Source organism: Paenibacillus sp. FSL H8-0034, from assembly GCF_038000305.1.
Taxonomy (GTDB): domain Bacteria; phylum Bacillota; class Bacilli; order Paenibacillales; family NBRC-103111; genus Paenibacillus_S.
Genome location: NZ_JBBOBS010000001.1, coordinates 1410362 through 1425171 on the forward strand (window position 1 = coordinate 1410362; position 14810 = coordinate 1425171).

The 14810-nt window shown below is 48.5% G+C and carries 15 protein-coding genes; 13 read left to right on the forward strand and 2 right to left on the reverse strand.

What is annotated here, in order from left to right; all coding sequences use genetic code 11:
* The first annotated feature begins 61 nt into the window (after positions 1–61).
* From NST47_RS06435 to NST47_RS06450, 4 genes are all read left to right on the forward strand, one after another.
* The gene (locus NST47_RS06435) at positions 62–703 is read left to right on the forward strand and encodes an MOSC domain-containing protein (RefSeq protein WP_341154379.1); all 642 of its coding nucleotides are present in this window, start codon (positions 62–64) and stop codon (positions 701–703) included.
* 247 nt (positions 704–950) lie between these two features.
* Entirely contained in the window at positions 951–1565 is a 615-nt protein-coding gene (mobA, locus tag NST47_RS06440) for a molybdenum cofactor guanylyltransferase (protein ID WP_341154380.1), read from the forward strand.
* A gap of 67 nt (positions 1566–1632) precedes the next feature.
* A complete protein-coding gene (gene moaA, locus NST47_RS06445) occupies positions 1633–2637 on the forward strand; it encodes a GTP 3',8-cyclase MoaA (protein WP_341154381.1) in 1005 nt (334 codons plus the stop codon).
* Positions 2637–3881 carry a molybdopterin molybdotransferase MoeA gene (locus tag NST47_RS06450; protein ID WP_445667358.1) on the forward strand — a complete coding sequence of 415 codons (1245 nt, stop codon included), beginning with the start codon at positions 2637–2639 and terminating at the stop codon, positions 3879–3881. Before moaA ends, NST47_RS06450 begins: the two co-directional genes overlap by 1 nt.
* Before the next feature lie 222 nt (positions 3882–4103).
* Here NST47_RS06450 and NST47_RS06455 read toward each other — a convergent pair whose 3' ends face one another.
* A complete protein-coding gene (locus tag NST47_RS06455) occupies positions 4104–4193 on the reverse strand; it encodes a sporulation protein YjcZ (RefSeq protein WP_083689776.1) in 90 nt (29 codons plus the stop codon).
* 114 nt (positions 4194–4307) lie between these two features.
* Entirely contained in the window at positions 4308–5468 is a 1161-nt protein-coding gene (locus tag NST47_RS06460; protein WP_341154383.1) for an MFS transporter, read from the reverse strand.
* A gap of 487 nt (positions 5469–5955) precedes the next feature.
* On the opposite strand from NST47_RS06460, the gene helD reads away from it, so the two are divergent.
* The 9 genes from helD (at position 5956) to NST47_RS06505 (ending at position 14751) form a co-directional block, all read left to right on the forward strand.
* Positions 5956–8310 (forward strand): RNA polymerase recycling motor HelD, encoded by a 2355-nt coding sequence (gene helD, locus NST47_RS06465; RefSeq protein ID WP_341154384.1) that lies wholly within the window; start codon positions 5956–5958, stop codon positions 8308–8310.
* A 385-nt stretch (positions 8311–8695) separates the two neighbouring features.
* Complete coding sequence (locus NST47_RS06470) at positions 8696–9277, forward strand: RNA polymerase sigma factor (protein ID WP_341154385.1); 582 nt, start codon at positions 8696–8698, stop codon at positions 9275–9277.
* Entirely contained in the window at positions 9270–10235 is a 966-nt protein-coding gene (locus NST47_RS06475; RefSeq protein WP_341154386.1) for an anti-sigma factor, read from the forward strand. Before NST47_RS06470 ends, NST47_RS06475 begins: the two co-directional genes overlap by 8 nt.
* 49 nt (positions 10236–10284) lie before the next feature.
* Positions 10285–11496, forward strand: a complete 1212-nt coding sequence (locus NST47_RS06480; RefSeq protein ID WP_341154387.1) for a GNAT family N-acetyltransferase — start codon at positions 10285–10287, stop codon at positions 11494–11496.
* 32 nt (positions 11497–11528) lie between these two features.
* Entirely contained in the window at positions 11529–12230 is a 702-nt protein-coding gene (locus tag NST47_RS06485; protein WP_341154388.1) for an adenosylcobinamide amidohydrolase, read from the forward strand.
* 245 nt (positions 12231–12475) lie between these two features.
* Positions 12476–12775 carry a LiaF transmembrane domain-containing protein gene (locus NST47_RS06490; RefSeq protein WP_076236273.1) on the forward strand — a complete coding sequence of 100 codons (300 nt, stop codon included), beginning with the start codon at positions 12476–12478 and terminating at the stop codon, positions 12773–12775.
* A 39-nt stretch (positions 12776–12814) separates the two neighbouring features.
* A complete protein-coding gene (locus NST47_RS06495) occupies positions 12815–13504 on the forward strand; it encodes a PspA/IM30 family protein (protein WP_091175436.1) in 690 nt (229 codons plus the stop codon).
* Positions 13501–14043, forward strand: a complete 543-nt coding sequence (locus NST47_RS06500) for a PspC domain-containing protein (RefSeq protein ID WP_341154389.1) — start codon at positions 13501–13503, stop codon at positions 14041–14043. The genes NST47_RS06495 and NST47_RS06500 overlap by 4 nt, the downstream gene beginning before the upstream one ends.
* Before the next feature lie 3 nt (positions 14044–14046).
* Positions 14047–14751 carry a PspA/IM30 family protein gene (locus NST47_RS06505; protein ID WP_341154390.1) on the forward strand — a complete coding sequence of 235 codons (705 nt, stop codon included), beginning with the start codon at positions 14047–14049 and terminating at the stop codon, positions 14749–14751.
* Positions 14752–14810: the final 59 nt, after the last annotated feature.

A 14810-nucleotide genomic window follows, 5' to 3' on the forward strand; every position in this document is an offset into this window, starting at 1 on the left:
TATAGTAGAAGGAAAAGAGCTCGCGCAGGACAGTTGACAGGCGAGCGGGAGGCTTATGGACATGAAGCTGGTTTCATTAAATATCAGTATGCCGGTTACGGTCGATTATCAGGGAAAACCTGTACAAACCGGAATTTTCAAAAATCCCGTAGATCAGGAGCTGCTGCTCTCCACGACCCAGTTGGAGGGAGATGGGCAGGCAGACTTGGTGAATCACGGTGGAGCTGACAAAGCAGTTTGCGTCTATTGCGCCGAGCATTATACCTATTGGCAGGAAAAGCTGCAGAGGCAGCTTCCATATGGAGCGTTTGGAGAAAACTTCACAATCGAGGGATCACTCGAATCTGATATTCATATCGGGGATACGTATGAAATTGGTACAGCTGTCGTCCAGCTTAGCCAGCCCCGGCAGCCGTGTTTTAAGCTTGCAGTTAAGCATGGAATCAAGGATCTCCCTGTACAGGTGCAGGAAACAGGCTATACCGGTTATTACTTTCGCGTCCTGCAAGAGGGACGTGTCTCAGCAGGGCAAACATTCCGTCTGGTCGAGAGACAGCCGCTTGCTATTACAGTTACTACGGCCAACCGTCTCAAATATGTCGATAAATCCGATACCACCGCTATTCGCCAATTACTGTCTGTCGGTGCCCTGTCCGACAGCTGGCGAGCTTCTTTCGAAAAACGCTTAGAGACCCCTGAATAGGGTTGCTTGATTAATTGTTTTAATAATCGAAACTAAGCGTGTCCCGTGGGGACGAAAAGCGCCCCGAATACACACAGTCAATCATCTAACATACAATTAAAGTAAGCGTGTCCCGTGGGGACGAAAAGCGTGTATAACACACTAAAGCGTGCATACGATACAGGGAGTCCAGAGGGCAGCGCCCTTTGGGTCCCTCCCTTCCAGGGAGGGCTGGGGAGGGTACTGCACTTGGGGAGGGTGATTGTACTTGATCTCTGGAGTCATTTTAGCCGGTGGCAGCAACCGTCGGATGGGCGGCAGCATGAAGGCGCTCCTGCAGCTGGATGGCAAGCGATTCATCGAGCGGCAGCTGGAAGAGCTGAGCAAGCTGTGTGGTGAGATTATCATTGTAGCCAATCAACCCGAACTATTCGAGCTGTTTTTGTCCAATCAGCAAGTGAATGTACGGATCATAAGGGATCTGAATCCGGGAAAAGGTCCGCTTGCGGGTATGCAGGCTGCAATGGCTGAGGCAAGGTACGAGGAGCTATGGGTCGTTGCTTGTGATATGCCCTTTGCTTCGGCAGCGGCTGCTCAACTGCTGCTGGAACTGAGGCGCAGCAAGGGCGAGGCGTACAAGATTGCGCTGCCGCAGATTGCGGGCAGACTGCAGCCGCTGCACGCGATCTATCATCGGTCCTGTAAGACGATAATCGATCAGCTGCTGGATGAGGAGTGCTACCGGATGATGGCATTAATTGAGCTTGCGAGCAGTGCAGTCGGTGAAGAGTCTTTGTTCGTGCAGCAAGAGATCACGTTGAATTTTGTTGTCAATGTCAATGAACCCGCTGATTTGGAAAAACTGCATAGGCCAGTGAAATAGACTGTGAAACTTATGCATGATTTACTTTTTGATTGTTCTACAATCTAAGGAAACGGGGTGAATGCATATGGCGGATATACTCCAGGATCGTTTTGGTCGTGTTCATGATTATTTGCGCATTTCCGTTACGGACCGCTGTAATCTGCGCTGCGTCTATTGTATGCCTGAGGAGGGTATGGAATTTGAGCCTGAGGACAAAATGCTCAGCTTTGATGAGATTTATGAGGTTGTGCGGGTTCTCGCTGGTCTCGGTGTGCGCAAGCTGAGGATTACAGGTGGAGAACCGATGGTCCGAAAAAATCTGGAGCAGCTAATCGCTCGCCTATCCGCGATTCCCGGCATTGAAGATATTGCTTTGACCACGAATGGCATATATTTTGCACAAAGAGCGGATAAATTGCGTGCAGCAGGATTAACGCGTATTAATATTAGTTTGGATTCACTGCGTGCTGATCGATTCTCATTCATTACAAGAGGCGGCGATATTCACCGCGTATTGGCTAGTATTGAAGCCGCTTATCGTGTAGGTCTGTATCCGATCAAGCTGAATGTAGTCCTGATGAAGGGCTTGAATGATGATGAAATTGATGATTTTCTGATGATGACTATGACCCGCGATGTACAGGTGCGGTTTATTGAATATATGCCAATCGGCCATGATGATTCGAATTGGAAAAGCAAATATGTCCCTTTAACGACTGTGATGGATAGATGTGTGGAAAGAGGATGGACGGCGTTACCCTCTGGTGAAGTGTATGGCAACGGGCCTTCGCAAAATTATCGAATCGAAGGTGCGCTTGGATCGTTTGGTTTAATACATCCGATTAGTGACCACTTTTGCGAAACGTGCAACCGACTGCGGTTAACGGCGGATGGTAACATTAAGCCTTGTCTCTACTGGTCTGATGAGTTTAATGTGCGTTCTCGTATCGGCGATGATCTGGCATTGGCAGAGCTGTTTCTGAAGGCACTTGATGTGAAGCCGGAGAGTCACGAAATGGCAAAAGCGCTGTTAAGTGAACAGCAAAGTCATAGTCCCACTTTACGCAGAATGTCGCAGATCGGAGGGTAATGGACACGGTGACAGAATATCGATTTCAGCGAAAGCTGATCCAGGTGGAGGATGCGCAGCAAGCAGTCCTCCATTACGTGCGTCTGCAGGAGACAGAGGAAGTAGGGCTTGTTGACAGTTTTGGACGGCGATTAGCCGTTATGGTGACGGCCGACCATCCGGTTCCGCATTTTCGCCGCTCCGGTGTAGATGGCTATGCGCTGCGCGCGGCAGATAGTATAGGATCGGCACCGGATCGGCCCGTTAAATTAGCTGTTACCGAAATGATCCCTTGCGGAACGATGCCGTCTCTTCCCGTAGGGCAAGGACAAGCTGCACGAATCATGACAGGCGCGGTTGTTCCAGAAGGTGCGGATGCGGTCATAATGATGGAAATGACGAACACTCTTGCTGATCAAGAGGTATGTATTCACAAGCAAATGGCCGAAGGTGACAATATAACTCCGATTGGACAAGAAGTAGTGTCAGGTGAGGTACTGCTGCGGCCGGGCAGAATCATTCGTTCTGGTGAGGCGGCAGTGCTGGCTACTTTTGGATTTGATCGGGTACGTGTATTTCGTAAGCCGCGTGTGGCAATATTTTCTACAGGCTCGGAGCTGCTGGAGGTGGGAAAGCAGCTGGAGCCAGGGAAAATTCGCAACAGCAACAGCTATATGCTGGCTGCCCAAGTGACCGAGGCGGGCGGAGAGCCCGTCATAATGACCATTTTACCAGATGAGCCGGCAGAGGTGGAAAGATCACTGCTGGAGGCATTGGAGGATATGGATCTGATCATCACGACAGGTGGCGTATCCGTAGGAGATAAGGATGTCCTGGTAGATGTATTCGAGCGCTGGGATGGTCAGCTGCTATTTAACAAAATCGCTATGCGACCGGGAAGCCCGACCTCAGTCGGATTCTGGAGAGGGAAGCTGCTGTTCGCTTTATCGGGTAATCCCGGTGCCAGCTTTGTAGGCTTTGAGTTGTTTGTCCGTCCTTATTTAAAAGGAATTCTTGGGTGCGAAGAACGGAAGCATGCAGAAATAAAAGGATATTTGCAAGCCGACAATACCAAAGGCTCCGCCTATCCACGATATGTACGAGGTACGATGAAGCTGCAGGAAGGTCGGGTATATGTCGAGCCTGCCGGCAAGGATAAATCGAGTATTATGATATCAATCAAGGACACCGACTGTCTGATTCATATACCTGCGGGTGGGCGTGGCGCCGAACGGGAAGAGCTGGTTAGAGTGCTTTTGCTTTAACAAAACCCATATATAAGTAAGCGTTTGTTGAAATATAATGTAAATGTATTCCAATTGAAATCAATTGTGTTATTGAATATAGAACCCCCATGCAGAGCGAACCGGCTGTGCATGGAGGGTTTGGTGTTGTTTTATTCGTATTCTACTAATGGAAACAACTATTTGAGTGCAATATGAGTGCAATATTATCGGACAACTAAATCGGTTGTCCGTTACTACGGCTTACAAAAAAGTACGGGAAATAATTACAAGAAGGATAAATAATACAAGAATCACACCTGTACTGGTGTGTAATCCGCCAATAGCGCTCATTCGAAATCCCTCTTTCAGCAGGCACACTCCATCATATGCCAGAGGGATGTGAACTGATTGGACAGGGGCCGCAAGGGTGGATGTAGAACTGTCATTGAATCGCGGGAGTTTGGCTCATGGGCTTGCTGGTTTCTGCTCTTCAAAATCTTCCTCCGTTGTCTGCTTGGTCAAAAAAGCACCGCCAATTAGAAAAGCACCGCTGACGTAAAAGACGGAAACGACACCTGCCCATGTACCCAGCAGCCCGAACATCATAGGTGCCACCAGCTGCGACAGGCGGTTAATGGCAAGCCGTAGACCAAGCACCTCTCCGGTTCGGTCCTTTGGCGAAGCATTATAGGTAGTCGTCATGGATAGAGGCTGCCCACAACCGAGCCCAGCCCCCATAAACGCGCTGAGCACCCCAAACAAGATTGCATTACTGGACAAGGGTACTAACAGGAAGGACAATCCAGCGACCAATATAGAGCCGAGCAGCACACGACCTCGCCCGAACTTGCCGCTCAATCGGGTTAACGAAAAACGGACGATCACCATGGTTAATCCTTGTATCGTAATAATCCAGCCGATATCTGTGGCTGACAAGCCCATTTGACTGGCGAACAGTGGAAAGTAGGCGACAAATATATCTCTTGAATACAGAACGAGAGCACTGGAAGCGAGCGCCTTGCGCAGCAGGGGGATTTTGAGCAATTGGAGCGAGGAGCCTGTTTTCTCTGTATCGGCTTTTTTCTTGCGTTCTACATGTGGAATCAGGAAAGATAAGCAAATAGGTAAGACCCCGATGCAGGCCGCAACGAAGTAAGCGAAAGGATAGGATATCAGCTCGGCCAAATATCCCCCTAGAACAGGACCGATCAAGCCACCTGAGGCAATAGCCGTGCTGTATAGGCCGAATTGATGATCGCGGTTTTCTTTGGTGGATATGTTTCCAATTACATTTTGCAGAGAAATGACGCCAAAAATTTGAGATACTCCGATAATCGCCTGAGAAACATAAAGCGACCATAGGTGAGGAAACAGGAAAGGTAAAGCGACACCGACGGTCAGGCCGATCATGCCAAATATGACGGGCAGACGGTCTCCGATGAAGTCCGTTATTTTTCCGATATGAACGGCCAATACGAATGGAAAAAAAGCGAATGCTGCTGTCAGCATGCCGATCTCCCAGGTGCTGGCTCCCAACTGCAAGGCGTACAGGGACATGATAGGCCGGGTACTGAACAGCATGATTTGAAAGCTGAGTGCGATAAGGATGACGATCCGAAGGGACATGATTAAATACCTGCCTTCATTTGGATTAATAAGGGATGCGGTGAACGATAGAAACGTTAGTGATTATAAGCGGCGCTTAAGGTGCAGTCAAGCTGCAATTTGAATTAGGGTGATCCCGTGCTTACTTTTATCATGTAAGAGTGGCGACTTAATCTGGATTAGATCGTTCCAGAGCTGATAAGAAGTACACAATATAGGCTTCGCAATCCCAAGGGGACGGCGAAGCCTTTTTGTCATGCCTGGGATAGAAATGGCCTTCCAAGCTCATCATTACATAGATTCAGTTGTAGACATGTAGACAGAAACGGCAAACAGCCTCCTATATTGATTTTGGAGGCTGTAAATGTTAGAATAAGAAATAGTCTGAAAACAACGTAATCCGAACGTGAATATCTTTATCTAAGTATAACATTAATACTAATGCATTGTCAATGATATTCCTGAATAACCTTACCTAACTCACTATTTTTGAAAGAGGGCGGCTTGAATGAGCATGACAGAACAGCAATGGAATGAGGAGCAGCAGCGTGTTAATAACGTTGTTGGCTTGATGGAACAGCAAATCAAGCAGCTGGAAGGAGAGGTCGGTGAGGTTAGGGGCGAGGTTGTAGATATCCGTGCTCATTTCTGGGATGATGTCACGGTCAATATGGGTACGGCTGAGGATGCAGCCGAAACCTTATCCAACCTTAAGCAGCAGGTGGAGATGCTGTCCGAACGGGAACGTACCCACCGTCTGGCTTATTCTGCGCTGAAGAAGCTGAATCGTATGGTCAAGTCGCCGTACTTTGGCCGAATTGATTTTAAGGAAACGGGCACGCAACAAACAGAGATGATTTATCTCGGTATTGCGTCCTTTATGGACGAGAAGGATGATACCTTTCTTGTCTATGATTGGCGTGCGCCCGTGTCCAGCCTTTATTACGATTACCCGCCGGGCCCATCCGCCTATGAAACTCCCGGAGGCTCCATTGAAGGAGAGATGCTGCTCAAAAGGCAGTATGTCATACGTGAAGGCGATATTCGGCTGATGTTCGATACCGGTGTTACAATCGGTGATGAGCTGCTTCAGCAGGTGCTGAGCCGCAGCTCGGATGCGCAAATGAAGAGTATTGTCGCCACGATCCAAAAGGAGCAGAATCAGATCATCCGTAATGACCGCAGCCGTATGCTGATTGTTCAGGGGGCCGCAGGCAGCGGCAAAACGTCATCGGCGCTTCAGCGGGTGGCTTACCTGTTATACAAAAATCGCGAAACGCTGCAGGCTGACCAGATGCTGCTGTTCTCACCGAACCCGATGTTCAACAGCTACGTATCGACCGTGCTGCCTGAGCTTGGCGAGGAAAATATGCTGCAAACGACATTCCAGCAATATTTGGAAAGCCGAATCGGCCGTGACTTTCAGCTCGAGGATCCTTTTATCCAGATCGAATACGTCTTAAGCACACCAGAGGATATCGAGTATGCAGCCAGAAACAGCGGTATCCGCTACAAGTCGTCCGTGGACTATTTGATGGTTATGGATGCGTATAAAACCTGGCTGGAGCAGCAGGGGATGAAGTTTATTTCCATTCGCTTTAAAGGTCGTGAGGTTGTGTCCTCGAACCGAATCAAGGAACGATTTTACAGCTTTGATTCCTCCATTCGTCTGGCTAACCGGGTAGTGCTGCTGCGTGATTGGCTGCTGAAGGAAATCAGTGCTTTTGAAAAGCTGGAGCGGAGTATGCCTTGGGTGGAAGAAGAGATTGAACTGCTCGATGTCGATGATTACCGGCGCGCCTATAAAGAGCAGCAGCGCATTCAAAAGGACAAAGGCACGACGTTCGATGACTTTGATGTGGAAAAAAGCTATCTGGCCCGCATGGTTGTCCACGATCGCTTAAAGCCGCTGCGGCGACGTGTTAAGCAGCTGCGCTTTATTAATGTACGAGCGCTGTATCGGCAGTTATTTGATAAGGAAGGACTGCTGGCGAGCTTGTCGGGAGAAGCCGGTATACCAGAGTATTGGCCTGAAATCAGTCGTCAGACGATTCAGCGGCTGGAGCAGTCAGAGCTTGCTTATGAGGATGTAACCCCCTACCTGTATTTGCTGGAGCAGGTTCAGGGCTTTCAGACGAATACGAGCATCCGCCATGTCATTATCGATGAGGCTCAGGACTATTCGCCGTTCCAGCTTCATTTTCTCAAACGATTGTTCCCTCGCTGCCGTATGACCGCTTTAGGCGATGTGAATCAGGGGATTTATGCCCATGCTTCCTCCTTGGGTGAGCATGACCCGATTGCCAAGCTTTATGGTGCCGAACAAACCGAATTGATTCGGTTAATGCGCAGCTACCGTTCCACGCGAGAGATTGTTGAGTTCACAAGAGGGATGGTACCCGGCGGTGAACATATCGTGCCGTTTAATCGTAGCGGAGAGAAACCGAAGGTTATTGTGGCTTCGGAGCTGGAATTGCTGCACAATCGTATGAAAGCTGATTTGCAGACGCTTATTGCTGACCAATATGAATCGATAGCCGTGATTTGCAAAACAGCGAACGAGAGTGCAGAAGTATATGAAGCGCTGCGTGAACAGCTCCCGCTGCGTCTGATCACGAAGCAAACGCCGTCTTTTGAAAAAGGTGTGCTCATTATCCCTTCCTATCTAGCCAAGGGTGTGGAGTTTGATGCGGTCATTATTTATAATGGGTCCCGTGAGCGGTATAGTCGTGAGAATGAGCGCAAGCTGTTCTATACGGCATGTACCCGTGCGATGCATCTGCTGTATATATACTCCTTGGGTCAGCCGAGCCCGTTTATTACTTCACAGGCAGACGATACTTATCTGATCATGAACGGTTAGGTGCTATTTCATAGTCTTATGATCGGTGTTGTCTTTGCTGTTTACGATGGTTTCGAACAGAATGCTAACAATGCTTCAGGGTGTCTTCCAAATCAATGGAAAGCACCCTTTTGGCGTTTGATTATTTCGGTTACCCATAAAGTATTGCGTAGTGCAATGGATGCGAAATGTTCGTTATGATAGCTGACATATCATGGAATTCATCCTTGAACTGGGTTACAATGGCACGAGAGAGAACATCGTCGATTTTTCCTTATACCTGTTGCATACCTGCTAAGGCTCATGGGGATTTCTTCTGCGTGCAGAATTTGGTCTTGTGAATCCAGAGAGAGTTTATTTGCGAATAGAAGTATAAGAGGGAGAGTCGCCTGAAAGGAGATCCTTCATGAACGGTTTAATGCCCGACCAAGAGCTGATGAAGCGAATTTCAGCTAAAGATGAAGAGGCTTTAAAGCAGCTGTATGATCATTATGAAAAACCAATCTATTCATTCGCCTATCGTATGGTAAGAGATACGATGATGTCCGAGGAAATTGTACAGGAGCTGTTTTTGCGGATCTGGCAAACAGCCGAGCGCTTTGATGGCGCACAAGGCAAGCTGACGAGCTGGATGTTCACGTTGACACGCAATATTACGATTGATCTATTAAGAAAAAAAAGAAGCCGTACACCGCAATCTATGGCTGAGCCTGATCAGCTGCAATTTGTTGCGGATGAACGGATGAATACAGAACTGAACGTGGAAAAGAAGTGGGTCGGTGAGCAGGTAAAGGCCGCTTTGGATGATTTGAACGAGGATCAGAAAAAAGTCGTCGAATGGATCTACTATCAGGGATATACGCATCAGGAGGTATCGGACAAGTACGCCATCCCTTTGGGGACCGTTAAAAGTCGTGTTCGGTTAGCCATGAAGCAGCTTCAGCGGCGTCTATCCGATGGGGGAAGGAGGGAGTTCAGCAATGAGTAACCAACGAACAGATCTGATGTGTGAGCTGGTAGAGCTGTATGCTTTGGATGGCTTAACGAAAGAGGAAGCAGCCCAGTTCAAGAAGCATCTGAAAACTTGTGCCGTATGTCGTAATCAATTAATTGAGCTGCAGCTAGTTGTTGATTTACTGCCAGCTGCCTCCGAACCGATAGAAGTGCCGCAAGGGATGCGAGAACGAGTTCTGGATCATGTATTGAATAGTACGGCAGCTAGCCATCCGGTACAGGATGTGGTGATTCGGTCTGTCTCGGAGCTCGATGCGATGGCTGGTTCGGGAACCGCTTTGAAAACCATACGGGCAAGCCGTTCAACTCAGGCTGCTGAAGAACAGCAAGCGATGGACGATTCGTCCAAGGTTACGGAGCTCAGCCGCATATCCAGTCAAGGCAAAGCAGATCAAAAGCTTCGTTACTGGAGGCTCGCAAGTCTTGGACTCTCAGCCGCTGTAATCGGACTCGGGCTGTATGCCTATTCGCTTAAAGGCAGCCTGGGTGGGCTGCAGGCGGATTTGGTTGCCATACAAGAGACGGTCAACGGGCTGCAAACCGAGCTGGTTGGACTGAACAGCAAGCTGGCTGTTGCGAGTAAGCCTGCAGCGGGCATGCAGGTTAATAAAATCGTCACGTTGAATCCGGCGGCGGAAAATATTGTATCCAAAGGTCTGGCTTCCATTGTCATCGATAGTAAAGGCACGCACTTGATCGTACAAGCTGATGATCTACCTCAAGTGAATCAGCAGGAGGTCTTTCAGGTCTGGCTCATCAAAGATAATCAACCCGTGAGCGCAGGAACGCTCTCCCCTCAAGATGGCAAAGGCGTCGTATATTTTACATTTGAACCGAAGGATTACGACACTGTTGCGATTACGCTTGAACCGGATGCCGACAGTGAAACGCCAAGAGGATCCATCGTGCTTGCAGGTGGTTTAAAAAGCTAGCCTTCACTAGTATAATAAATGTAAGGTTATGGAATGGGAGGAAATAGGGATGAGTACATTGGACATTCGTCAAATTCATAAGGAGCATGCCGCGGATAGTATCGCTTTATCCGAATTCGCTTTTCAGATGGAGCTGACTCCGCAGCAGCGGGAGGAACGATTTGCTTTTTTCAATGAACAGGAATCATGGGGCGCTTATGTGGATGGCAAGCTGGCAGCCCGACTGTCGATTCTTGATCTGCATACGTGGCTTCATGGCAAGCGCTTTGAAATGGGGGGAATTGCTGGAGTAGCAACATGGCCTGAATATCGCCGCGGCGGCCTGGTTACAGGGCTGCTCCATAACGCATTGCGTGTCATGAAGGAACAAGGCCAAACTTTATCGTTCCTGCATCCGTTCCAATTCGCCTTTTATCGTAAATTTGGTTGGGAAACCTACACGGATTATATGAAATATGAGATTCCAACAGCTATGCTGCCCAAGCTTCCATTGCAGACGGGGAGCATTGTGCGTGTGGATGATCAGATTCCCTTGTTAAATGGGATTTATCGCAGCTATGCAGTTCGTTACAACGGCACGCTGGATCGGGATGAGCAGTGGTGGAAGCGGCGCATTTTTGCATCCAAAAAAGGAACAGCTGCCGTGTATCGTGACGAAGCGGGGGTACCGGGCGGGTATGTATTTTATGATGTTAAGAATAGCATTTGCAAAATTCATGAGATGATTGCTTTGAATTATGAAGCAGAGCAGGCATTATGGAAGTTCATAGCAGATCATGATTCGATGATTGAAAAGGTTACGCTGCAAGCACCTGCCGATAATCGTCTATCGTTTTTATTGGACAATCCGCGGATCAAGCAGGAGCTGGTGCCTTATTTTATGGCGCGAATTGTTGACGTCGTTAGCTTTCTGGAGCAGTTTCCGTTTGCAGTGGCGGATGATCTGTTGGGAACAGGAATGAGAGAAACTGAACTGACCCTGCACATCCGGGATCGCCATGCCGAATGGAATGATGGCAGCTTTACAATTAAGATAGATGCCTTTGGCACCGCCAAGGTGGAAAAGCTTCAAGCAGGGCAAACCGACTTGAACGAGCTGGCTGTGGAATGTGATATTTCGACGCTTGCTGCGATGTTCATGGGCTATCAGCGTCCCGAGTTTCTGCATAGCATTAACCGGCTGCAGGGCTCTGAGGAGTCGATAAGGAGACTCGAAGCCTTGATACCGCGTCGTCAGACTTATTTGCCTGATTTCTTTTAAACTGGAGCTGGTTACGAAGCGGAGTGATTTCTATGGCACAACCCTTTGAAGGAACGACAACCTCATATCATTCGGCAATCTGGCCTGAGCTTTCCATTCAATTAAAACAACAACATATCGTGGTTCATACGCAATCGGGATTTATCACGCTGGGTAGTGCCTTATGGGGTGGTGGTTTGGGAAACTCATCTCATTTTGTTAATTTACACGTCTCCAAAGATTTTGATTGCAGTATGCCCGAAAAAACTTTGGAAAGTCTCATCCTTGAATTTGGTTATCCATTAAATAAAACAGTAGGACTGATGACGGCGGCTCATTTACACCGCACATCTGTTCAAGAGGAGATCGGTGACCAGTACGGTCTCGTTGTGTGTACAACCAGCGGTGTGGGGAACGCAGCAAGGGCGGGCGTGCAACGGACGGTTTATTCATCTTATCGACCGGGAACGATCAACATCTTGATGTTTATCCAAGGCTCAATGACTGCTTCGGCTATGATTGAGGGCATTATGGCGGCTACGGAAGCCAAAGCGGCAGCACTTCAAGATATGTCGATCATGGACCCGGAGACAGAGCTGATCGCTACGGGAACGACCTCTGATGCTATAGTGATTGCCTGTGATTCTCATTACTTTCAAGGTGGCGTTCACCAGCATGCCGGGACAGCAACAGATATCGGCAATGCAATTGGCCGTTTGGTGTACCGTTCGGTGGTGGAGTCGGTGTCATCCTAATGATTTAGGTACGGGTCTGAAATAAGGAAGCAACAGAAGAAGCGCAAGCTGCCGGGAATGGCGGATTGCGCTTTTTCTGTTGATGCTTTAAGCGTAAATCCATAGTTGTCGCCTGAGGTCGCATAGGTGCCCCGACTTTGGTCCAGTATGAAATACCGCCGCAGGTCCGTTTTGAAAAAGGGTTGTGTGGTCTAGAATAAAGACATGAGCAAGGGACATCACAACGAAAGGCGGTGAATACATAAATGAGGTTGAATCGAAACAGCGGTTTGGCGTTAGCGCTTATAGCATTTGGTGTCATGATTCTGCTTAGCAAAATGGGATTGCACATGGGGCACATCATGAGTTACTTATTCCCGGTTGCGTTGATTGGACTTGGTTATCTGGGACTTCGGAATGATCGTACGATTATCGGTCTGATCCTGATTGCCATCGGTTCGCTGGTGCTGATCGTGAAGTTGTCCGGTGTGATTGCCATTATAGTTGCCATAGGGTTAATCGTATATGGAATATCTAGCTTGAAAAGAAAATCACGCGCTTATTAAGACTTATAGTCAGATTCCAAGATGAAGGTGGTTAAGAGTATGGGTTTAGGCAAACGATTCAGAGATATTACGGTTGCTACGTTCAATGAAATGCTTGAAAATTCAGAAGATCCGGTTCGACTGATTGATAAATATTTGAACTCACAGGCCGAGCAAATTCGAGACTCGGAGCGCCTCCTGCAGCAGTGCTTGTCACACGCCTCCGGGCTGAGACAGCAGTATATGACGGCTGCGCAATTAATGGAGCGCCGCGAGCAGCAAGCGCTGATGGCATTGAAGGCTGGTGAGGATGAAGTAGCCCGCATAGCTCTTCAGGAAAAGCTGCAGCAGGAGGAACGCAGTGTGCAGTACAAGGCACTGTATGATCAAAGCAAGCTTGGCATTGTCGAGCTGGAAAGCCAGCTTCAGCAGTTCAAAGCAGATTACGAGGAGATTGCTTCCAAACGCAGCTATTACATTGCACGATTGGAGAGCCTGCGCCTGCAGCAGCGGATGAACGAACGGCTGCGCGGTATGGGTGGCGGAATTGGCGCTGAGCAGCCGCGGATGTTCGATCGGTTAGAGGAGCGGGTCTCCGATATGGAATCGGCAGCGCGTGCATTGCGTGAAGTGAGAAGCCATGGACGTGAGGTGCTGCAAGCCGTAGGAACGGCAGCCTCGCAAGCGCTGGATCAGGAGATGGCTAAACTCAAGGTTAAATTGCAGGAGGAGGGCTGGATGCGATCATGAGTAGATTATTTCGTTCACGTTCGGACCGATATGTAACCGGTCTGTCCGGTGGCTTGGCAGAAACTTTAGGAATCGATTCAACCTGGATTCGTTTGATTCTGGTGTTCACCACATTCTTTTCCGGTGGAGTCGTAATTGTCTTGTATTTCCTTGCTGCACTGGTTATTCCGAAGGAGCCGCGTGATCATGGACCGTTTGGTCCGGGTTACGGATTCGAAGGTGCCGGGGCACCGAATTGGAATGGGCAAGCTGGACCTGGATGGGGACAACAGCCATGGGGACAGGAATGGAATGGAAAAAAACATGGCTGTGGCTATCGCAAGCATAAACGCAATGAATATCGTCAGTACAACAACCCATTCGGAGCAAATGGAGCTGGCTTTCAAGGCTCCCAAGCGAACGGACAAGGTCAAGCAGGCGACAATCTGGATGACTTGATGAAGGATATTGAGAAGAAAGCAATGTGGAAAGAAATCGAAGAGCTTCGTGCCAAAGTAGCGCAATACGAAAAAAACCAACAAACTAAAGGGGACGTGTAAACCATGGGAGTATTTTCAAGAATTAAGGACATGACGAAGGCATCGCTGCATGAAATTTTGGATAAAGTTGAAGATCCGATTATTATGTTGAACCAGTATTTGCGTGATATGGAGGAAGAAATTGCTCAAGCGGAAGTAACGGTAGCCCGCCAGATTGCCAACGAGCGTAAGCTGAAGGAACGTTATGAAGAAGCGATTCGTTTAACTGATCAACGTGAAGAGCAAGCTAAGGAAGCCTTGAAGAATGGTCAGGAATTGGCTGCTCGTCAGGCTCTGGAACAAAAGCTGTATTACGAAGGCAAAATTACCGAGTATGCCGACTCTCATGAGCAGGCCAAGGTGCAGGCTGCCGAGCTCGTTCAACAGCTTCATGAGATGAAGGATGCGTTCTATCAAATGCGCAACAAGCGCAGTGAGCTGGTATCTCGTGCTCAACTGGCGAGAGCACAGCGTCAGATGGCACAAGTCAGTGCACACAATGTCATCGAAGGCGGTCAAGCAGCAAAAGGCTTTAGACGTATGGAAGACAAGATTGTAACCCTTGAAGTGGAAGCTGAAATTGCTCGCAAACCATACGTGGGCAGCAGTGCATACTCGGGTGGAGTTGGCTACACACCTGCGAGCAGCGTAGACGCGGCTAAGCAAAAGAAAGTCGATGATCAGCTGCAGCTGTTAAAAGAGAAGCTGGGTACAGAAAAGTCACAGTAATTTGTTCGCATTATCCTCTTTGAGTGGATACCGAATTGTGATATGCTTGGTAAGGCAAA

What these genes read in the sequence shown, in the direction of transcription:
- NST47_RS06435 (WP_341154379.1), top strand. Translation starts at nt 62, where the DNA reads ATGAAGCTGGTTTCATTAAATATCAGTATGCCGGTTACGGTCGATTAT.
- moaA (WP_341154381.1), top strand. Translation starts at nt 1,633, where the DNA reads ATGGCGGATATACTCCAGGATCGTTTTGGTCGTGTTCATGATTATTTG.
- NST47_RS06450 (WP_445667358.1), top strand. Translation starts at nt 2,637, where the DNA reads ATGGACACGGTGACAGAATATCGATTTCAGCGAAAGCTGATCCAGGTG.
- NST47_RS06455 (WP_083689776.1), bottom strand. Translation starts at nt 4,193, where the DNA reads ATGAGCGCTATTGGCGGATTACACACCAGTACAGGTGTGATTCTTGTA.
- NST47_RS06460 (WP_341154383.1), bottom strand. Translation starts at nt 5,468, where the DNA reads ATGTCCCTTCGGATCGTCATCCTTATCGCACTCAGCTTTCAAATCATG.
- helD (WP_341154384.1), top strand. Translation starts at nt 5,956, where the DNA reads ATGAGCATGACAGAACAGCAATGGAATGAGGAGCAGCAGCGTGTTAAT.
- NST47_RS06470 (WP_341154385.1), top strand. Translation starts at nt 8,696, where the DNA reads ATGAACGGTTTAATGCCCGACCAAGAGCTGATGAAGCGAATTTCAGCT.
- NST47_RS06475 (WP_341154386.1), top strand. Translation starts at nt 9,270, where the DNA reads ATGAGTAACCAACGAACAGATCTGATGTGTGAGCTGGTAGAGCTGTAT.
- NST47_RS06480 (WP_341154387.1), top strand. Translation starts at nt 10,285, where the DNA reads ATGAGTACATTGGACATTCGTCAAATTCATAAGGAGCATGCCGCGGAT.
- NST47_RS06485 (WP_341154388.1), top strand. Translation starts at nt 11,529, where the DNA reads ATGGCACAACCCTTTGAAGGAACGACAACCTCATATCATTCGGCAATC.
- NST47_RS06490 (WP_076236273.1), top strand. Translation starts at nt 12,476, where the DNA reads ATGAGGTTGAATCGAAACAGCGGTTTGGCGTTAGCGCTTATAGCATTT.
- NST47_RS06495 (WP_091175436.1), top strand. Translation starts at nt 12,815, where the DNA reads ATGGGTTTAGGCAAACGATTCAGAGATATTACGGTTGCTACGTTCAAT.
- NST47_RS06500 (WP_341154389.1), top strand. Translation starts at nt 13,501, where the DNA reads ATGAGTAGATTATTTCGTTCACGTTCGGACCGATATGTAACCGGTCTG.
- NST47_RS06505 (WP_341154390.1), top strand. Translation starts at nt 14,047, where the DNA reads ATGGGAGTATTTTCAAGAATTAAGGACATGACGAAGGCATCGCTGCAT.